Origin of the sequence: Novipirellula rosea, from assembly GCF_039541335.1 — a bacterium.
Taxonomy (GTDB): domain Bacteria; phylum Planctomycetota; class Planctomycetia; order Pirellulales; family Pirellulaceae; genus Novipirellula; species Novipirellula rosea.
Window position 1 is genome coordinate 313,621 of record NZ_BAABGA010000006.1, and the last position, 21,198, is coordinate 334,818.

General features: G+C 54.3%; 14 protein-coding genes. 6 read left to right on the forward strand and 8 right to left on the reverse strand.

Annotated features, from left to right (window positions below; translation table 11 throughout):
• Positions 1-59 precede the first annotated feature (59 nt).
• The gene (locus tag ABD971_RS01815; RefSeq protein ID WP_345318830.1) at positions 60-1,790 is read right to left on the reverse strand and encodes a serine hydrolase; all 1,731 of its coding nucleotides are present in this window, start codon (positions 1,788-1,790) and stop codon (positions 60-62) included.
• 291 nt (positions 1,791-2,081) lie between these two features.
• On the opposite strand from ABD971_RS01815, the gene ABD971_RS01820 reads away from it, so the two are divergent.
• Together ABD971_RS01820 and ABD971_RS01825 are read left to right on the forward strand one after the other, a co-directional pair.
• Positions 2,082-4,100, forward strand: coding sequence for a S1C family serine protease (locus tag ABD971_RS01820; RefSeq protein ID WP_345318832.1), 2,019 nt, complete (start codon positions 2,082-2,084; stop codon positions 4,098-4,100).
• Complete coding sequence (locus ABD971_RS01825; RefSeq protein WP_345318834.1) at positions 4,097-5,335, forward strand: SHD1 domain-containing protein; 1,239 nt, start codon at positions 4,097-4,099, stop codon at positions 5,333-5,335. Before ABD971_RS01820 ends, ABD971_RS01825 begins: the two co-directional genes overlap by 4 nt.
• 246 nt (positions 5,336-5,581) lie before the next feature.
• Here ABD971_RS01825 and ABD971_RS01830 read toward each other — a convergent pair whose 3' ends face one another.
• The 3 genes from ABD971_RS01830 to ABD971_RS01840 form a co-directional block, all read right to left on the reverse strand.
• A complete protein-coding gene (locus ABD971_RS01830; protein ID WP_345318836.1) occupies positions 5,582-7,762 on the reverse strand; it encodes a S9 family peptidase in 2,181 nt (726 codons plus the stop codon).
• A gap of 426 nt (positions 7,763-8,188) precedes the next feature.
• Entirely contained in the window at positions 8,189-9,403 is a 1,215-nt protein-coding gene (locus ABD971_RS01835; protein ID WP_339942301.1) for a DUF1559 family PulG-like putative transporter, read from the reverse strand.
• A gap of 153 nt (positions 9,404-9,556) precedes the next feature.
• A complete protein-coding gene (locus tag ABD971_RS01840; RefSeq protein WP_345318838.1) occupies positions 9,557-9,742 on the reverse strand; it encodes a hypothetical protein in 186 nt (61 codons plus the stop codon).
• Between the two features lie 827 nt (positions 9,743-10,569).
• Here ABD971_RS01840 and ABD971_RS01845 point away from each other — a divergent pair.
• Entirely contained in the window at positions 10,570-11,304 is a 735-nt protein-coding gene (locus ABD971_RS01845; protein ID WP_345318840.1) for an NYN domain-containing protein, read from the forward strand.
• Positions 11,305-11,666: 362 nt separating this feature from the next.
• On the forward strand, positions 11,667-12,848 hold the full coding sequence (locus ABD971_RS01850; RefSeq protein WP_345318842.1) for a phosphorylase family protein: 1,182 nt from the start codon (positions 11,667-11,669) through the stop codon (positions 12,846-12,848).
• Positions 12,849-13,199: 351 nt separating this feature from the next.
• On the opposite strand, the gene ABD971_RS01855 is transcribed toward ABD971_RS01850, so the two are convergent.
• From ABD971_RS01855 to ABD971_RS01870, 4 genes are all read right to left on the reverse strand, one after another.
• Positions 13,200-14,939, reverse strand: a complete 1,740-nt coding sequence (locus ABD971_RS01855; RefSeq protein WP_345318844.1) for a sugar phosphorylase — start codon at positions 14,937-14,939, stop codon at positions 13,200-13,202.
• A gap of 274 nt (positions 14,940-15,213) precedes the next feature.
• Positions 15,214-16,425: a glycosyltransferase family protein gene (locus tag ABD971_RS01860; protein ID WP_345318846.1), complete on the reverse strand. Its 1,212-nt coding sequence runs from the start codon at positions 16,423-16,425 to the stop codon at positions 15,214-15,216.
• A 14-nt stretch (positions 16,426-16,439) separates the two neighbouring features.
• On the reverse strand, positions 16,440-17,399 hold the full coding sequence (locus ABD971_RS01865) for an HAD-IIB family hydrolase (protein WP_345318848.1): 960 nt from the start codon (positions 17,397-17,399) through the stop codon (positions 16,440-16,442).
• Positions 17,400-17,492: 93 nt separating this feature from the next.
• Positions 17,493-18,584: a GntR family transcriptional regulator gene (locus ABD971_RS01870; protein WP_345318850.1), complete on the reverse strand. Its 1,092-nt coding sequence runs from the start codon at positions 18,582-18,584 to the stop codon at positions 17,493-17,495.
• Between the two features lie 279 nt (positions 18,585-18,863).
• Between ABD971_RS01870 and ABD971_RS01875 the strand changes: the two genes are divergently transcribed.
• Entirely contained in the window at positions 18,864-19,766 is a 903-nt protein-coding gene (locus tag ABD971_RS01875; protein ID WP_345318852.1) for a haloacid dehalogenase-like hydrolase, read from the forward strand.
• A gap of 88 nt (positions 19,767-19,854) precedes the next feature.
• On the forward strand, positions 19,855-21,123 hold the full coding sequence (locus tag ABD971_RS01880; protein ID WP_345318854.1) for an MFS transporter: 1,269 nt from the start codon (positions 19,855-19,857) through the stop codon (positions 21,121-21,123).
• Positions 21,124-21,198: the final 75 nt, after the last annotated feature.

The following is a 21,198-nucleotide window of genomic DNA, read 5'->3' on the forward strand; positions in this document are numbered from 1 at the left end:
AAACCCGACGAGATAGCTCAACACGAGTCGTTGGACACAATGATTTTAGCCGACCGATGCTATTGCCGTTCCTCTTGCTTGATTTTTAACACTTTAAATTGTTGGCCGCCCTGCGTATGGGTTGCGCCGCTGACCACACCATTGTTGTCCACCGTGAACTGAATGCTAGCCTCGACCACTTGCCAGTGGAAAGTGGTCTCATTTTCCGGCAGAATTGGGAATTCGGGTTGGCCGCCGAGCTTCGCCAGTAAGCGGTCGCCCTCGCGGCGGATCGTCATTTTCGCTTGCACATAGTCGTAGCGTCCGACGTAGCGATCAAGTATCTCGGGGGGAAGTTTGACAACGACATGATCGGGCAACCGTTTGACGTCCATGGTGTGGCCGTTTTGTGTGTGTTTGGCGCCGGTACAAAGCCCTTCGGCGTTGATCTGAAAGGCCACCGATGCGTCGACGATCTTCCAAAAGAACTCGGTTTCGCTGCTGGGGAAGATTTCCGCTTTGCCTTGTCCGGTCAATTGCGCGAACAGCTGCCCGTCTTCGAGCGTGACGACCAAAACGGCGGCGCCATAGTCGTAGCGGCCGACATAGCGGGCAAGGATCTCGGGCGTGACGGTGGTGTCGACCTGATGGATCACCGGCGGCTCCATTTCGGCATCCAAAAACAGCTCCGCTATCTTGCTGCTGACCGTTACCGGTGCCATCTCGGCGATCGATGGAAAAGCGTTGTGCAGTGCGATCACCGTCACGTTTTGATCGGGATAACGAATCAAACTGCTGACAAACCCATTCAGTCCTCCGGTATGACCGATCGTCCGCAGCCCGCGATGCTCGCCAATCAACCACCCGTATCCGTAACCATTCTGATAGGGCGTGAATGCCTTTTCTCGCAGCTCGGGCGTGAGCAATTGTCCTGCAAATACCGCCTCGTTCCATAACATCAAATCGTCAACGGTCGAGTACATCGCGCCCGCGCCACCGACCTGGGACATGTGCCAATTCAGTGCCGGCGTGAATGCATCGTCTTCGAGCGAGTAGCCATGGGCTTCGTTTTCAAGATTTAGATCGGGCGAGTGAATGCCAGTGTCGGTCATCCCCAGTGGCTCAAAGAAGGTTTCCTGCAGGTAGTCACCGAATGATTTTCCAGAAACTTGGCCGACGATGTGTCCCAGCAAGAAATAGCCTGAATTGTTGTAGTGGAACTTTTTGCCTGGCTCAAAAGACAACGACAGCTCTTGAAACGAAGCGATCACGTCCGCTTCGGTGGTCGGCTTGGTGACCCGCTGCCAAAAATCGCCCGTTTCGGTAAAGCTGGGGATTCCCGAGGTGTGAGTTAACAGGTGATGAATCGTGATTTCATCGCCGCGAGGAAACGTCGGCAAGAATTGATCAAGTGTATCGTCGAGAGCCAGTTCTTCCTCGGCGACCAAACGCAGGATCGCTGCGGCGGTGAATTGCTTGGTGATCGAGCCGATTCGAAACTTGGTGTTCGCAGTGGCAACCCTCTGTTCGTCAAGATTGGCTAACCCAATGACGCGGCGATAAATCACTTTGCCGTCACGACCGACAAGCAGCGCCAGCGCGGGTAGCTTCGATGCATCGACGCCGTCAAGCTTCTGATCCAACTTCTGTTTCGGCGTTTCGGTGTCCGATACCACCGCTGCGGCAGAATCCGCTGCGGCAGTTGCAACCGGGTCTTGGGCCTCGACCCATCCCGTGATTCCGCCGAACAACAGCAGGCACAAGAAGATCGATCGAGTGCTGCCAGCGCAGAATTTGCAAAGGGTGTTCATCAGAGATCCAGGATTCAATACGAGTGTTAGAGTGCCAGAGGATTAGGGACCGGAGGAACGAAATCTGTTGCGTTTTGCTGAACGATCGCTGATGCGGCAAGGATCTTACACCCCTGCCAAATCGCAGTCTGCCTCTCTTGTCCTAGGCCCATTCTATCGCGGAGAAGGCAACGAGTGGGCAAACATTTCACATCAAAAGAAGCGATGAAGCTTTCGAGACATGCTATTCTTAGAGTCTGGCCTTTCCAGATTGAATCGCAGATCCGAGACACTCAATCCGAGACACCAAGCATGACGAGGGACACCAATAACAACGAACGAAAGGGTGTCTTGTTGCTAATTGTTACTGGTTTTCTTCTGTTGTTGCTGTTCAGTGCGAGCGTTGTTTCGTTTGCCGCTTGGAAACTCTATCACGGTGTTTTCGTCGTCACCAAGACTGAATCACGATCACACGATCACCCGCGGGCGGATCAAGGGCTCGTCGCGGAGCCTGGGACCGATCACGAAGTCGAGCCTGAGACCAATGCAACGATCATCCCCAAGGCTACGAAGCATGAATCCAATCCGCCCGTACCGATCCATCAAGAAACCAATCTCGGCGACGACGACCCTTTGCCCCCGAAAGAAACGCCCGTCCGCTTGATTGCCGAACTGCCATCGTTGGGACCTGAGGTTCCCAAAACACTAGGACCCACTAAATCGCCGATCAAGTATGCTTGGGAATCCGTCAATCAGTTGGTTTACGAGTTCGAGATTGACGCCGAATTGGGGTCTCAGAAAGTCAAGTATCGTGGTCGCAATACGATTCGGGGAACGGGCAAGCGTCCGAGCGACTTCATGGCGGACGATCAAACGGATGAGGGGACCGGCAGCGGATTTGTGATTCACCCTCAAGGGATCGTGGTGACGTGTGCTCATGTTGTCAAAGGTGCGACTCGCATTCAGGCCTTGATAGGGGAAACGGAGTTCCGTGCGACGGTGATCAAGCTCGACTTCGAGAATGATTTGGCGGTGCTTCGTCTCGAGAAAACCGGACTCCCCTATTTGAAGTTAGCCGACTCGGATCAAGTTCGTTTAGGCCAGGAAGTCCGCGCGATTGGCTATCCGCTGTCCGACGTCTTGGGCGAGTCGATCAAGGTGACCAAGGGAGAGGTCTCGGGACGCGGCAGACCGGATGGAGTCGACGGATTTCAGATCGATGCAACGGTCAACCCAGGAAACAGCGGAGGACCGCTGGTCGATGACGCGGGGCGGCTCGTCGGCGTCACCAGCTCACTGCTCGCCGGAGCAGGCATCTCCGAAGTCGGCTTTGCGATCCCATCGAACAAGGTGATTCAGATCGCCCAAGAATTAGGCATTCAAGTCGAGGTTGATGGCCAGGCGACTGCGATGTCAGCAGCCGATGTGATTGACCGGGTCAGTCTCGCCACTGTGCTTTTGAAAGTCACGGTTGGCCCGGGTGGTGTCGGGATGGAATTACCGCACCACTTAGAATACTCGGGTTATGTGTATGAATCTAACGTGCCAACGGCGGGAAGCTTTCCAACGGGGTTGCCTCGAGACGAACATTTTTCCGGAAAATTCCAGGTCGATGCATCCGGTGAACTCTTTAGCGATGACACGGAAGGAATGATGCCTTTGATGCTGGGCGGCGCTAGCCAAATCGGGATCGAAATGTTGCCAGATTCGGCACCCGGCCGCACCGTTTCCCGACACAGGGTTATGATCCCTCCGCGGGAGACACGTCAACACGGACTCCCGCTAGACCCTTATGGTTTTGGCAGCTTTGCATCACGAAGTCGTCCGCCTTGGATGCGGCAGCAAACCTCACCGCCTAAGACGTCCAATCTGTTGCTCGGAACCGAATCGACAACCGTCACCCTTGGAAAGCTTTCAGCCGATGGGATTTATCTGGAAAAAACTTATTCACTAAGGGTGGAAGGGGAATCAAAGGAACAACCTCCCCTTACCATCACCGGGCTGGGGAAAGGAAAGTTTGATCCGCAGGCAGGCCGAATGATGAACATGAATTATAAGGTGACGATCACGGTGAATCAGGACAATATCACGGCAAAAATACCCATCACCCTACACTATCGGCTTGTCGATGAAGCGGAGTTAGAAAAAGAACGCCAGGCACGACACGAACGCGAGCAAACTCGAATGCTGGAAAAGACCAGAACACTAGAAAACTCGGGGTTTCATTCGCCGCAGAAAACCCCTTCGGCCACCAAGAAAGAAATCCAGTTTGATAGTGTCAAAGCCGTGCCCGAGTCCGCCAATTTGAATAAGTTCGATCCAAACAAATGACTGTCAACCGAATGATCCGAGTCGTTTCACTTGCCACCATGCTCGTTCTTACCTTCGTGTCTACTGCACTCGGGCGGACATGGACCGACCGCACGGGAAAGCTGAATGTCGAAGCCGAGCTGGTGACGGTTCGCGGTGGAAAGGCGTACTTGGAAAAAGCGGACGGCACCGTGAGTGCGGTTCCGCTGCAGCGTCTGAGCATCAAAGACCTCGCCTATTTAGCCGCGATGCCAAAGTATGAATCGCAGGTCAAACCATTCCTGTCTGATGACCAAACGTCGCCGCCCTCGGCATCGCTAACGCCGACAATGGCAACGATTGATGTCGAGACACCGTCCGCCTCGGGATCGATTCGCCAATTTCGTTCGGATCGCTGGGGCTACAAAGGGCTGGTCTTTTCAAACGATGGTGCGTACTTGTTTACACTTGGCAGCAACAACGTCACCGTGATGGACATCAATGCGTCGACAAAAACGGAATACGAACTCGACAGCGGTATCCGATCCAGCTTGGCGTTTTCGCCAGACGGAAAACGGTTGCTCGCCGGATCATCCGATGGCAATGTGTTGGTGTGGCAGTTTGACAGCAAGGGAAAATTGACTCCGGAGAAACAATTTTCTATCGACCGAGGCGAAATCAAATCCATCACCGTGTCGCCGGACAACCAACATGTCATCACGACCCATGCGTCAGCGGTCGCCTGTCTTTGGGACATGAATTCGGGCGAAGTGTTGGCGAGGTACAAGGATTTTTCGTTTGGCTCAGGAGGCGACGCCCGCTTCAGCCGTTATGGCGGCCATGCCATGACCACCGATGGACGAATCGCGGTGGTGATCGACATTGCCAGTCGCAAAATGATCCAGCGGATGTCGCTTTCGCGTGGCAGTGGACAAATCGCTGCGATCTCGCCCGCTGGAAACTTGATCGCGGCAGGCCGAACCTATGATATACATTACTTCCAGACGGCGACAGGAATGCAATCAGCCAGCAGTAAAGGGAGCGAAACCTTATGGTCCGCTGCTTTTTCACCCGCCGGGAATCGTCTGATTAGCGGTGGCAGGGAAAGTGTCAAACTGTGGGATGCCGAGACAGGATCGTTGCTGCAAGAGTTTGCCATGGGCGACAGCGGCTATGTCAAATATGTCGCGTTCTCACCCGACGGTATCCACTTCGCAGCGATCGGCGCCCCGCTTGGAAAACTCGTCGAAGTTTTCCGACTGCCCCATCCTCGTTGATGACTCCGCAGTATAAGCCTGGACTGCTAAAAGTTTCGGGAACACGTTGGAACTTGGGAGTCAGTTTTTCTCGTAGCGGAAGTCGTCAAGACTTTGGTGCCATGACGTATGCCGCTCGAAACCGTTGACGAGGTCCGCTACAGAAAGCGTTGGCCCACGCGGCTAACATAAGAACGGTGATGTCGTAGAAGATCAGCAGTCTCCTTCGGTCGGGTGAGGGGAGCCGACCGAGCAACCAACTCACCTCTAATCGTCCGAACCGGGGACAGCGAGGTGTTCGTTGAAGTAGTGGGTCAGGACCGAGTAGAAATGCCGGACCGTATTCGTTCCCTCGTTAATCGCGTGCGAGCGAGCCGGATAGGGCATCACCGAAAACTGCTTGTTTTTCGCGATCAATTCGTTGATCAAGTATTCGGTTCCTTGATAGTGCCCGTTGTCGTCCCCCGTACCATGCACGATCAACAAGTTCCCTTCGAGCTGACTTGCATAGGTCAGCGGCGACCCAAGCCGGTAATTCTCTGCATTGTCATCAGGCAATCCCATGTATCGCTCTTGATAGATGGAATCGTAAAGCAATTGATTTGCATTAGGAGCAACCGCAATGGCAGTGCTGTAGAGCTCGGGGTAACGGAAGATCGCATTGAGACTCATGCTGCCTCCGCCGCTCCAGCCCCACACACCAACTCGCTTGGTATCCAGATAACTCCACTTGGCCAACAACGCTCGTACCGCGGCGGCCTGTTCCTCTGGCGCAATCACTCCGATTTTCCGATAGATGCATTTTCGCCATTCGCGACCGCGTGGCGAGCGGGTTCCTCGATTGTCCACACTGACAACGACGTAGCCTTGCTGTGCCAGCATCGCGTGCCAAAGACCACGTGCCCCTTGCCACACATCTTTGACGGTTTGACCGTGCGGTTCGCCGTAGACGTGAACCAACAGTGGGTACTTCTTGGTTTCATCCAATTGAGCCGGCTTCAGACACCATGCATCCAGCTGTAGCCCATCACCGATATCGACACGAAAGAACTCGGATGTCGGGGTGTTCAGTTCGGCGAGTCGCTCTCGCAGTTTGGCGTTATCGCTCAACACGCGAACCACGCTGTGGTCTTCGAGCTGAATCAGCTTGACCACCGGTGGCGTGTTGAATGTCGAGTAGGTATGCACAGCCCATTGACCATCGTCGGAGATCGCATAGCTGTGCCAACCTGGTTGATCCTCTGGTGATAATCGTGTCAGATCCGAACCATCCAACTTGACTCGGTACAGATAACGCTGGGTCGGGTTATCAGGCGAGGCCGCGAAGTAAAGCCAACCCGCTTTCGCATCGATCGCCTCGATTTCAAGCACGTCGTAATCGCCGGCGGTGATCTTGGTTACTTGTGTTCCATCGCGGCTGACGCGATAAGCATGTCGCCATCCATCACGTTCGCTGAGCCAAACAAATGCGTTGCCGTCGTCGATCCACCGTACCGGGTTTTCGTTTTCTAACCAGGTTTCGTCCGTGTCGGTAAAGACGGTTTGCGTCTTGCCGTTTTCGGGATTGGCGAGCATCACACGATTGGTGTTTTGCAGGCGATTCATCTGCTGCAGCAAAATCTGGTCGCCTGCGGGCGTCCATTCCATTTGCGGCAGATAGTGTTCGCGAGCGTCTCCGGGGACGTCCAGCCAAGTGACGTTTCCGCTATCGATTCGAACAACTCCCAATCGCGTGGCCGAGTTTTTCTCGCCCACTTTGGGGTATGGGAATGAGGTGATTTCTGGGTAGATGCCGCGGGTGTTGTCAATCAAATGAAACCGCCCGACGCCGGTGGTGTCGAATTGCCAAAACGCGATCGCTTTCCCATCAGGACTCCAGCGGTAGGCATCGCGGATCGCCAATTCTTCTTCGTTAACCCAATCTGACGTGCCATTGATCGTCTCGGCAGATCCGTCATCGGTCAGTTGCGTGATTTGCAGACTGTCGATGTCCTGGACGAATAAGTTGTTGTTGCAAACATACGCCACGCGACGATCGTCAGGAGAGAACTTGGCGAACATCAACGTCGATGCCGCTGCGTCACCACCGAGTTGTTTCAATTTTTGGGTCGCGACATCCAACACCCAATAGTCACCACGCGTATTGCGTCGCCACACCCGCTTGCTGTTGGTGAAGATCAAAAGCTTTGATTCATCGCTGGAAAACTGAAAGCCATCGATCGCAAGCGGCGTCGTGCTGTCGCTAGGAAACAAAGCCTTTGCGGGCACCAGCGTCTGCTTTGTACCATCAGTCGTGTCGACGCGGACGACATCGACACCCCCTTCGACTTCCGTTGACTTCTCAAGCGTAAAGTAGGTATCGGATCGTTTGCTCCAAACGAGATCGGGCAGGTGGTCCTCAGAGAGCTCATCCGAGCCAAAGATTCGATCCAATGACAATGTAGACATCTCGACGTTTGCTTTGCTTGTAGATTGATCGGGTATTGAGGAGGCCAGCGATTGTGAACGGGCACTCTGCTGAAGGGCAATCTGTTGCCCGCTGGCCGGGAACATGCTAACGGCTAAGAGTGTTCCGAGTATATGGCCCGCGACACACAGACACGGCTTCGCCGCAGGCAAGAGCGTCATATTCATCCGACAAGCACCCCGATGACAACTCAAATTGAACATCGAAAGGGAAAAACACATTCGCATCATTTGCGTTCTTTGAACATTAGAATAGGGAACGGCGAAGTTGCTATTAGTTGAATCCGTGCCCGTTTAAAACGTCCAATCCACCAGAACATCATGCTTCGTCGTTCGGCCGCGGGTGAACCGCCGCCGAACGACATAGGATACTGGATTGATTGGACTTCGACGAGCGAAGAGCAATGATTAGAAATCGCCACTCAGTGATTCACGTGAAGCACGCGTGCCGAGCGCACCCCATAGGCCAAACGGGCTTTGTCCACCGGGAGTGTTACCCCAGTAGACCTGAGCCGCGTTCTGGTTGCCTGAATCGATCGAGTCGGTGATGAACTTGACCGCACCGTCACCCATCAGCACATGGCAACCGCCTTGGTGACGACTACTTGGCGATAGCATCCCATCGGTCTCCGCACTAAGTCGCATACACAATTCTGAGTTTGGCGGATTGACGGTCGTGATTCCGGTATACAACGGGCGACCATAGGCCCATCGAAATCCACGTCGTTCTTCCTCGCTTGTGATCGTGCCAAGCTGCTGGTTGAAAAACTGAGGACGATTGGGATCCAACAAACCACGACAAGCGATGGAGTTGCCAGCGAACCAAAGATTGGCCGAGATCGCCTTCACCACAGGTCGTGTGCGAGCATCATTATCACCCAAGTCGGTCGCGATTTCGCCAGCAGCGATTGTATTGGATAATCCATCGAGCACATCGCGGAAAGCCATCGCTTGGCGTGAACGAAACATACCGCGACAAGCCGCATTCGCGTCACGGGTGTAATTGCCCGACCCAACTTTGCCGTTGTCGAAGGGGATCGATCCGAGCGGCAACAGGTGAACGGCATCTCCCAGACTGGCGGCATAATTTGTCCGCCCCTGCGATGGCAATCCGTTACCGGGATCGCTTGGACAGCGGAGCGTCGGAATATTCGTCAGCCAAGGCTTATATTCTTGACCGCCGGTGTGCTGAGCCAATGTCCTGGCAGGAGAAGCCCCCATCGGTTGATAAAACGGAGCCACTCCGTCACCGTTCGGGTCGTAGGGATTCGAAATCTGATCCCACAACGCTTGCTGTTCGATAAACGGCATTAAACCGACCAACCAACTCAACCGCATGCGATTGTGTGAACCCGCCACATCGGTTTCGGGGCTCGGCGAATCGGGGTCTGACGCATTCGTCGTGCCGCCTGATTGCATCGGTAACTTATTGAACGACGCATGGTAGTTATGCAAACCCAACCCAATCTGCTTAAAGTTGTTGCCGCAACTCATGCGGCGAGCGGCTTCGCGAGCCGCTTGCACCGCGGGTAGTAGCAGACCCACCAATACGCCGATGATGGCAATTACCACCAACAACTCTACCAAGGTAAATCCGCGTTTCGATCCAAAACTCTTGAGCATAGCAATCTCTTTGAAGGTACTTAGGTGACACAAACACAATTACTAACAATGATCCATTGAGAGATCATTCCGCCGTGAAAAAGTTGTCCTCTAATCAAACATGGTTTCCGTGTTCGGCAAACAGATTGTCGAGTTTACGAAAACGCTGGAAAACTATTCGTCTTCCATCGGACCCGAATCAACGGGCGGCGGGTTGGCTGCATCAGGATTGTCATCGATGTAGGATTCGATTTCACTCACGTCCGCAACTGGCTTTGCTGTGCCGTCAGAACAACCGGTAGCAAAAGCGAGTAACGTGAGCAACATGGCCAAATGTCGAGACCGAAAATGGGTTGACATGAATATCCAAGTGGTTGAAGGATCGAAATGTGTTGGTGCCAGCGATCGCGAAACAGAAGCTGTTTACGGCGCCCTACTGCAGTGGGTGATGCATTAACCCTGATCCGCGTAAAACAAACTGGCATCCAACTTTGCTTACTTATTATTTTTAGTTCCATTCGCTATTCGAAATAGGTTCAACGCGTTGTCGCATGAAAAATGTGCGCACAGTTCGATCGTTTGGCAAACATTGTCAATCAAGATGTACTTTCGACGCGTACTCAATCATTTGCATCATTATTCACTACGTAACTATCGAGTACTGAAGCACACGGACTCATTTCATCGTAAACGGGTGTAACCGTCGTGCCCCAATCTTCGACTAGAAAACAACGATCGTTACGCCACATAACACATGTCGCGTCGAGAACCCGTGGGCGGTGTAATCGCCATTACGCGATCGTTGCGGGGACAGCCAGCGCCCGCGTTTACCCTCGCGTTAGCTGCCGCCGTTCTCCGCTGAAACAAATGATTAAGTCCGAGGGTGAGTGGGCCCACGTTACGACGGGAGCAATGTTAGTGTTGGCCCCCGAATAGTGTATTTATTGAGGGGGATAGCGACGCTTCGCCCCAATATCCGTTCTAGACTTACACAGTGGCATTCATGCGGCGTTGGGCATCCCGCAGCGGAGGGTCACAGGTGTATCCACAGCAATGAACCGTCGCAGAGGAGCAAATCCTCGAAGATTAGCACGTTGTTGTTTTGACTGCCGGAGCGGGTTCATTTCACCGCTGGAGCCGGTCTGGCGATTTTTCCCGCGTTAAGTCCACTTGAGCGATCGACATTCATGCCTAACCAACCCAAGTCTGGCAACAACATCGCGTTGTTAATCGATGCCGATAATGCCATTGCCGCAAAAATCAAATTCATCATCACAAACCTTGCCACCCACGGCGTCGTTAATATCCGCAAGGCCTATGGAAATTGGGCCAAGGACGAGCTCAAGAGTTGGGCCAAGGTGCTGCATCAATATGCGATCGCGCCAAAGCAATACTTCGACTTGGTGAGCGGAAAAAATGCGACCGACATGGCGCTATTGATCGACGCGATGGACATTCTCTACACCAAACAGGTCAACACGTTTTGTCTAGTCACATCCGATTGCGACTTCACCCCGCTGGCTCTGCGGCTGCGTGAGGAGGGCAAACAAGTCATCGGTTTTGGTCTGCAGAAGTCACCCAAGCCGTTTGTTCATGCATGCACTCAATTTGTCTATTTGGACAAAGACGACACCGCCAAACCGAAGCAAACGCAGCCAACGAGAACTCTGGGCACCGTGCTGAAACAGGACACCCAACTGATGAACCTGCTACGAACCGCGGTCAAGCAGAATACTGGAGAAGACGGTTGGGCGTCACTTGGACAAGTGGGTTCTTATCTTTCCAAGCAAGGAACGTTCAATCAGCGCGATCACGGTTATGCAAAACTCATTGACCTGTTCAAGGCGATCGATCGATTCGAGGTCGAAAATCCCAAGCCACCAGGCCGTCCACGGGTGCAAATACGGCAAAAGAAGAGCTGAGCTTGCTTGAGTACCAATAGTGTCTTCCCACCGGCCAGTGCCATCTACTTTGGGTAGCGGTGCGTCGCAAGCCGCCTGGCTGCAGCGGGTAGAACGTTCGTTTTTGACCGGGCGGCTCGCGCCGCTCCGCTACGAAAGTCAGCCGTTTTGTGCCAAATTGGATGGCAATCTCCTACCGGCCGCGGGACGCTCAATCGTGGTTCCCGCCGGTTAGCAAACCGCAGCCGGCCGGTCAGAACCGGCCCATCGTCACTGAAAAAGTCATGGCGTCCAGGAGGTTTCATTCGCCCCGATGGTCGAATTGCGCTGGGTGAATTGCGATGGGCTTTTGCTTTGGACCGCGATCCATCAAACTGGTTTGTATGAGTGAACCATTTAAAATTGATCCGTCGCTTTCTGCTGACGACATGCATCGCCAAATCGATTTGGCGTGCGAGCGGATGGAAGCGACGTACGACAACGGGTTTTATTCCAAAGTCAATGTGGTCCGACATTGGTCTAAACACAATCCCGAGTTGTCGGGCAAGATCGCGCGTCCCAGTGCACTGCGTTGGTACCTCCGCCGAGAACTGCTCAAATTAGCCCGGCTCGGAGCCGAAATCACGATCACCCAATCTCGGCCGCGCGTCGATCTGAATTCACCAACGTTGTTGGAGATGATTGACGAATCGGAGTTTGATCTCACCGCCAAAAAAGTGTTTCTGTTTGGACCCGAGCGTTGTGAATTATCGATCGAACGTCTGGAACACTACACGGGGACGCGGGCAGAGGATTTTCAGCGTTTCGTATTGTTGACGAACTACCAGATGCACATGGACGCGTTTGTGGAGCAGTTTCCCTATTGCGTCGGATCCTCACGAGCCAATGTGCAGATGCCTGCGTTGCATCATCGCGATGTCGGCAATCAAGGCATCAGCATCGTCAATATCGGCGTCGGGCCATCGAACGCCAAGAACCTGACCGACCACTTGGCGGTGCTTCGACCAGACGCGATGTTGATGGTGGGGCACTGCGCCGGCGTGCGAAACCACCAAGATATCGGTGACTTTGTGTTGGCGACAGGCTACATGCGGGCGGATTACCTGCTCGATGAATTGTTGCCGCCATCGGTGCCAATCATTCCCAGTTTTCTGTTGAACCGCGCGCTCGCCCAGGTACTCGATCAACGAGGATTGCGTTATCGAATTGGTGCGGTCTATACGACTGCTGACCGAAACTGGGAATTGATGCTGCGAAGGACCAAAGAACATTTGCGGGTCAGCCGCAGTATCGCGGTCGACATGGAATCGGCAACGGTCGCCGCGAATGGATTTCGTTATCGGATTCCCCACGCAACCCTTTTGTGCGTGTCGGACAAACCGCTGCACGGCAAACCAAAACTGCCGGGTGACGCGGTGGCATTTTACAACGAGACAAAGAAACACCATTTGTCTGTCGCGATGGAGGCCATCGGGATCATCAAACAAGAGCATCCAGAGGGTTTGCCCAACACCGAAATTCGAGCTCCGGGCGAACCGCTGCTCGGCGGCCCCGGCACCGAGTGAACCGCCCCTCGGCAGCAACCTATTTGCTTGCGGGTGGCCGATTGCAAACGGTTGCCTACGGTCGCCGGCAATCTGGTTTGCGGCTTGCTGATCGAGTCCCATTCGACTCAAGGAAAGCTGACATCGATGGTATTGCTACCGGGCTCGACCGTGACGTTCTTTTGACCCCCCTGCAAACTCGCTCACGCCGCGATCGGGTCTCTCTAACATTTCCGCGATGACAAAAGCGACGAACAATCTACGTTTCTTCATGCCAGCCATGCTCGATCCTAGGAATTCCACTATTGGAAAAACGCGAGAAGCTGTGTGAGTGGTAAGCAAGTGGATCTTGTAATTTCCGCTGCAGTACGATTATCGGTTGGTGATCCATAGCGATTGATAGGGGGTCACTTCCAAAACCGTGGTTTGCTCGTCGAAGCGGCGGCCTGAGATCGCATCATACCAAGCATCCGTGGAAATCAGATTCAGATCCGATAACCGCAATTCCTGAGTCGAGTCGGTCATGTTGTGCACACAGAAAATGCTCTGGCTGCGGTCGGTGCTTTGCCGCCAAAACGCAAAAAACGCATCGCTTAGCTGCAGTGTGAACTGCGTCGCGTTGGGGTGGAACGGAGCGTGCCGACGACGCAGTTGCATGCGGCGGGTCAGTTCTTCAAAGACTTGGCGGTGAACCGACGTTTCGTCGCCGAGTTGCTGCTGCAGTTCCTGCCAATTCCATTTGTGCCGATTGATGCTGCGGTTGTGCTGCGTTGCCTCCACACCCGCTTGATCGTTTGGTGTGGCTAACAAACTATGAATGTAGAAGGCGGGAATGCCCTCGAGTCCCATCATCACGGTTTGTGAACAGAGAAATCGTTCGACTTGCCATTGATCTTCACCTTCGACGGTACCCTTCAATGCATCAAACAACGCCACGTTTAGTTCATAAACACGCTGGCCTCCGTCCTCGGTGCGACGCGTAGAAATTTTTCCACCAAAACGACCGACAGTCTCAACGAGCTGCAATTGCTCTTCGTCCGACAACAAACCCTCGGCCGGCCGCATGCCAATTCCATCGTGTGACGCGGTGAAATTCAGATAAGTACATCCGACCGGAGCCGGTGGCATACTCATCATCCACCGCTTCAAGTACTCAGTTTTTCCGGTCAACAGCGCATGCACTAGCAGCGGAGCGAGGCTGAAGTTGTAGATCACATGAGCTTCGTTGCGGTTACCAAAGTACGTCAGATTCTCGTGGTTCGGCACGTTGGTTTCGGTAATCAACAGCGTACCGGGTGCAAACGCATCGGTCACCGTGCGGATCAGTTTGACGACCTCGTGGGTCTGAGGCAGATGCATACAATTCGTGCCGGGCTCCTTCCACAAAAAGCCCACAGCATCCAAACGAAAAATGCTGACGCCTTGCTGCAGATACAGCCGAATGATCTTCAAGAATTCCATCAACACTTGAGGATTACGGAAATCGAGATCGATCTGATCGTGGCTGAAGGTGCACCAAACGTGCTTTAGACCGCTGGCCGTTTCGGTTGGCCGCAACAGGGGTGAAGCTCGCGGCCGCACGACGGCGGACAAATCGTCACCGACATTGGCTTCCATGAAATAGCTCGCCCCGGGCTCGACGCCGGCGCAGTAATTTTTGAACCATTGACTTTGTGAAGAAACGTGGTTGATGACAATGTCGGCCATCAATCGATACCGCTGCGAGATTTGCGAGATCTGGGACCAGTCGCCTAGCTTGGGATTGACCTCGTTGTAGTCGATCACAGCAAAGCCGTCGTCGGAGCTGAAGGGGCAAAACGGCAGCACGTGAACGGCGGATACGGAATCCTTCAAATGCTCGGTCAGAAACTGTTGCAGCGTTTCAAGTGGCGCCGCATCGTTGTCGATGATCGAATCCCCGTAGGTGATCAACAAACAGTCTTCTTGCGACCACAATTGATGCAGCGGAAGCGGCGTCTGGGAATTGAAATCGTCAAAGATCGCAATCACCTGATCCGCTAATCGCTCGGTATCGGCATCGGGATAGAGAAACCGCAGGTGTTGGCAAAGCTGAGAATGGACGGCAGAGTCGTCGTTTTCAGAAGGATCCATGGCAACAATCGTTGGATGCAAAACGTTCGAAGTCGTGTTGATGTTCGTGTTGGGATTGCGAATCCGCATTGCAGGCCGATTAATCCGCCAGAGCCTGCATGAGCTCTCATCGGCAGAGCCTGAGCGAGCTCATTGCCCGTGCCTGCGTGGGTTCGATGTAACCCAGGTGCCGCTTTCGAGCATCGGGCAAGCCGATCGCGTCCCGTGTTTATCCTAGATTATGCGGGGACAGACCTGCGTTGGCGGACATCGAAATCGCAATAAGGTCGCGAAATCAGGCGTTGTCGGCTTCTACCGCCCCCAGCAGCATGTCGTAGATGTCCGGCAGCGCACTGGTCACGCGTGACCAATTGGGAATGAAAGGACTTTCGTCAGGACGATTCAAGAATTCGTCTCCCGCCGCGACCAACACGCGGCTGAACAGTTCGACCGTGGCTTCCTCGCGATGACGATCCATGTTCAATCCACTCATCACGGCATCGTTGTGATAATGATCGACCACATCCAGTGCGGTACGGTAGTAACATGCTTTCAGAGTTCGCAGCATGCTGTTGCTGATCACGATACCCTCGACGGCTAGCTTACGAATAAAGGCTTTGCAGATGTCATTCGCCATCCGGTGCAATCCTCCGCTTCGATCGTCTTCGGAAACCACTTGATGTTTATGATCGTAGGCGTCCGCGACGTCCGCTTGGCAAATCCGATTCAAGCTACAGTTGCGATACATTTCCGAGAGCGTGCCAATTTCGAGTCCCCAGTCGCTGGGAATCCGCAGCGAGGTGACGACTTCGGACCGCATCGAAAATTCGCCCGACAAGGCGTAGCGAAAACTGCCCATGTAGTCGAGGTATTCCACACGACCAAGCACCGTTTTGAGTGCTCGGATCAACGGAATCACCAGCAACCGAAACACACGACCATTGAGTTGTCCGTTGGCGGCTCGATAGTAATAGCCTTTGCAAAACAGATAGTTAAACGACGGATGAGCCAATGGATACAACAACCGAGCGGGCAGGGACCGATCGTAGGTCAGGATGTCACAGTCGTGCAGCGCGACCGCTTTGGATTTTCCTGAGGCCAGAAAGTAACCCAAGCAGTACCAAACGTTACGTCCTTTGCCCGGTTCAATCGGCGAGATCCCTTCGGCTTGGAGTGCCGCGTCGACGTGCCGCAGTCGCGTTCCGTCGTTCCAAAGCACGACATAGTTCTGCGGCAGCTTGTCAAAGAATCGTCTGGCGGCGTGGAACTGTTCTTCGTTGGCTCGGTCCAGCCCAATGATGATTTCGCTCAGGTAAGGAATCTTCGCCAACTCTTCGACGATTGGGCCCATCGCGGGGCCTTCGAGCTCGGAAAACAGGCACGGTAACAGCAACGACATCGGTGTCTCTGCTGAAAACTCGACCAGCTCCGACTCGAGTTCTTCGGTGGAACGATTTCGCAAGTTGTGCAGCGTTCCAATAATTCCGTTTTGCGCGAAGTCAGCCATGGATTTCCGTTCGATCAGACAAGAGGGGGAGGAGAATGTTGTTTCGCGGACGCAGCAGCATCGATTCGCGACAATAGCTTTGTGACGGCTTCGGCCCAACCCGCTGCGCCTTGTTGTGTTGCCACGATGCCACGTGACGCGATGTTGACCCCGAGCCCCGACGGTGTCGGAATGCCAATCGGCACATCGGCTCGGTCCAACATGCTTTGGTCAATCGGACTGTCTCCGATCGCGGCCGTCAGCGTTGTCGAATCGGGTTGCGACAAACGCTCGGCAACTCGCTGCATCGCTTCGCCCTTGTTGGTTTGTCCGGCAACGTGCCAGAAACGCCCGCCTTTGGTCAATGTTAGCTGGTGCGTATGTAAGGCTTGTTCGAACTCGGATCGATGTTCGTCGCTGTCGTCCCACAACAACGGTTCGGTCCCCTGGCGGGCCATCGCCAACTCGGCTTTTTCGTGCGACAGTTGAGTCTCGTGGATCACGCCGTCCAGGCCTAAATCGGCGAACGAACGAAAGCGAAACTGTGGCTTTAGCTGCTTCAGCACCGCAAGAATATCGTCGCGTGACGCACCGATGACTTCGATTTCGCCCGTGGGAGAATCAGATTTGCCTTTCTCCTGCTCGTCACCCCAGCGAATGACCGAGCCGTTTTCGGAGATAAAGGTCTTGCCCGCGAGTCCCAATTCGCGGGCCAGCTGAGTCATCTCCGCCACCGTTTTGCTGGAATTCAGGATCACGGGTATCTGACGCGTGCTTAGAATCTGCAGCGTCGCTGCAGCGGGGGACCAGTCATAATCATGCTTATTCAGCAAGCAACCATCGAGATCGGTGAACAGGATCAGTCGTGTGGGGTTTGGTAGCATGCCGTCAAGTTTAGGCGAACGCCAAGTAATTCGCCACAGAGCATCGGCGTGCAGTCGACGAGCCGCGACATTGTGGGCCTTTCTCGATGCCGCCGGCGTTTTATGCGGCATCCCCCCTTGAATACCGTTAATCTGGGTACCGTTAATCTGAACGCCGCTGGTGGACGCAACGGATGTCCAACACGTGCGTCATTCCAACACGAATCAGTGGTTCAGGTAGGCGCCGCAGGATTCACGGATGATCAATTGACCGGGCAGCAGACAATGTCTGGGAGGAACGACGACCTTTTCGATACTGTCCAACATCGCGCGGAATGCAACCATCGCGATGTCACGGCATGGTTGGTGAATGGTGGTCAACGGAACAGTTAGAAGTTGTGCATATTTCACGTCATCAAAACCGACCATTCGGATGTCCGACGGTACCGCGATTCCCACTCGCGCCAGCGTTTGCATGAGCGTTGCCGCCAAGCGGTCGTTGGAGCAGATGATTGCATCCGATTTCGCGGCAATCTCTTTGACTGTCGTGTCATCGTCGGGCTGCAGACGCTGGACGTTGAACTGGACGTTTTGTCCCTGGTGGGTCAAAGCAGCCTCTCGGGCTCCGGCGATTCGGTGCAGGATAGTCGGTGCCGCCAAGGGCGGGCCGAGAAAGCACAGTCGTCGGCAACCTAGCTTCAGCAAGTGTGACGCGGCAAGGTAGCCGCTGGCGAAATTGTCGATTCCAACGAGGTCGAATTCGCTGCGGGTTGGGAAGGGGTGAATGTCACGATCCAGCAGCACCACCGAAACACCTGCCTGCCGTAATTGGCGGGTGATTCGCAGATTCAAATCAAGACTCTGTTCGTGAAGCTCGAACGGGGCAAAAAAAACACCGCTGACGTTCTGATCGAGGAACGGTTTGCACAACGTTCGCGCGACGTCGTCCGAGTCTTCTTCGACGCCTGCGGACCACAACAAACTAAAGTCATGCAATCGAGACAGTCTCGCTAAGTCACCACAAATCACCTCAAGTATCTCGGTCTCGTTGATCTCCGGGACGAGCAACCCGATTTGTTGCTGACCCGCTTCGACCCGACCTGGGTGGTGCCGAACAAAGGTCCCCGAGCCAGCACGGCGGACCACCAACCCCTGATCTTGCAGCTGCCGCAGCGCGAGCGCCGCGGTCGGCCGCGACACATCAAATCGCTTGACAAGCTGAGCTTCGCTTGGCAATCGACCCGTTGGTTGATACTTACCGGCTGTGATTTCAGCCATTAATTCTTGGGCAATTTGCTTGTATTTTGGATCAGCCATTTTCCATTAACATTTTCAAATATGAAGGAAACAAGTAGATTAAATCGGTTAATGGATAACATTTTTCCCAAGATCGCTGTCAGCGGATTGTCACTAACAACTTGACATTAAAACCTTACAGGTATTTTGGTCTTCTGAGTCTATTTGTCTATACCATTTCTTGGCATCTCCGTAGGATTGACGACGAAGAGCACGGCGAAGGCGATCGGCATTTCATGGTCGCCGGGTTCTCGTGAATTCCATTTGAAATGAAACTCATAGGGCAATAGGAAGACGAACATGCACCAGACCATCTCGGTTGAACGTTCGGTCAACTCACATTCAATCCTCGACGATTTGGTGGAACCAAAATCGCCCTCGCGGAGGAAACACTATCTAATCGCCAGCGACTTTGATCAGACGCTTAGCTTCAACGACACCGGAGTCGAACTCAGCGCGATGTTGGGGCTAGCGGACTTTGAAGCGAAGGTGAACGGTTTGGCCAATTCGCACCTCGTCCAACAGGGCGGCGAATTGACTTACCTGTTGCTGCACGATCCCGACTATCGCCAAGTCCGCCGCGAACATTTATGGGAAGCAGGCAAGCGGATTCGATTGAAAAAGAACCTGGCTCCGCTAATGGAGCTGCTACAGCAAGGAATCGATGGACATCGCTTCACATTTTATGTGGTGTCCGCATCGCCCGAAGAGGTTGTTTGTTCGGCGCTCGAAGGCATCGTCCCGCCAGAACACATTTTCGGAACGCGGCTGAATTACCATCCCGAAACGGGCGAGATCACGTCGGTGTCAAAATTGACCGCCGGCTACGGCAAAGTCACCGTGTTGGACAGGTTGCAAGAACAGCTTGGTATTCCATGGGACCGGATTGTCTATCTCGGCGATGGCAGCTCGGATGTTCACGTCATGCTGCACCTGAACCGCTGTGACGGGTACACGATCGCGGTATCGGAAAACACCCACCTTGCGCCGATCGCTCGACGCACGGTGTTAAGCGATAACGCGTTTAGTGTGCTGATTCCGATCCTCGAAGACGTCATCGGATGGACCGATCGAGCCCAGACTCGCGAGCTGTTTGAACAACACGGACTCGATGTCCAGGGCTGGGAAAAGACCCAAGTCGACCGGTTGGCGATCGTCGCCACCGCAAACGAAACCGCGGGCGTTCCGCTACATGCCGTCTAAGCATGCGTTGCGACACACGCGGCGTGTCCCCCTTTTTTAGCGGACGGTTGATCCGTCATCACTCTTACGAAGTAGTCTCGATCTGATCATGGCGAATGTCATCCATCCAGCCGAATTGATCCGTACGCCTGCGGCGATGCCAATAAACGCGTCGCTGTGGGCGGTGCGTGCGCTGTTCTGTTTGAACGGTTTTCTGTACGCGACCTGGGCGACGCGAATTCCTGCTATTCAGTCTCAGTTTCAACTTTCCAATGGAGCGCTGGGGCTTGCGTTGATGGTCGTGGCGGCCGGTGCCGTGGTCGCGATGCCTTGCGCGGGCTGGCTTTGTTCGCGAGTGGGCAGTCGCCGGATTGCTGCGGTCAGCCTCGCTGTTTATCTGGTCGGGCTGCCGACGATCTCGTTGATGCCCAGTGTGGTCACGTTGATCGCTGCGTTATTCGTATTTGGTGTCGGTCATGGCATGTTGGATGTTTCGATGAATGTGCAAGCGCTCGAAGTCGAGCGACGCATGAACCAGCAGATCAATTCGTCGATCCATGCATTGTGGAGTATCGGAGGATTGGCAGGTGCGTTGGCGGGAAGCTTGATCGCCATCAGCGGTTTGAACGTGCAGTGGCATTTCATCTTGGTCACCGCTGCGTTTGCGACCGCCACGCAGCCGATCATTTCTCGTCTGCTACACGACCGAGTCGAAGCCGATCACGCTGCGAACGACAAACCTCTCCGCCGATCCAATCCGAAGACGGCGGACGACCGAGATGGCAACGTGGCAGAGGCGATGACGAGTTTGCCGCACCCGGGGCGTGCCTCGCGAAACGCAACGCTCGTGCTCGGCGTGATTGCGTTTTGTGTGATGGCGGGCGAAGGCGCGATGGCCGATTGGAGTGCAGTGCTGCTGCATCAAACACTTGGCATTGGTGAAGGCGTCGCTGCAATGGGGTACGCCACCTTCGCGATCGCCATGGCGATGGGGCGATTTGCCGGAGACCGGTTTTCGGCGTGGTTGGGGCCGGTCAAACAGGTGCGAGTGTGTGCGCTGGTTGCGATGATCGGCGTTCTGATCGTGGTGACATCCCATCACGTTATCGTGGCGCTGATTGGATTCACGTTGATCGGAGCGGGCCTTGCCACGATCGTTCCCGCGGTCTTCAGCGCTTGTGGGAAACTGCCGGGCCGTTCCCCCGGAGTCGCGTTGGCGACGGTTTCCACGATCGGCTACTTCGGATTTCTGCTTGGACCTCCTCTGATCGGCCTGTTGTCCGAATGGGTCAGCCTGCGAGTGGCGCTGAGCAGCTTGGCGGGCACGATGCTGGTCACAATCGCACTGGCGTCCGCGACGCGGTCGCATGGGCAATAATATCGGAGACCGAAAACGGGCCGCTCACAAAAAACGGTTCGATAAACAACTATTCCACCCCTCTTGTTCGCCAGT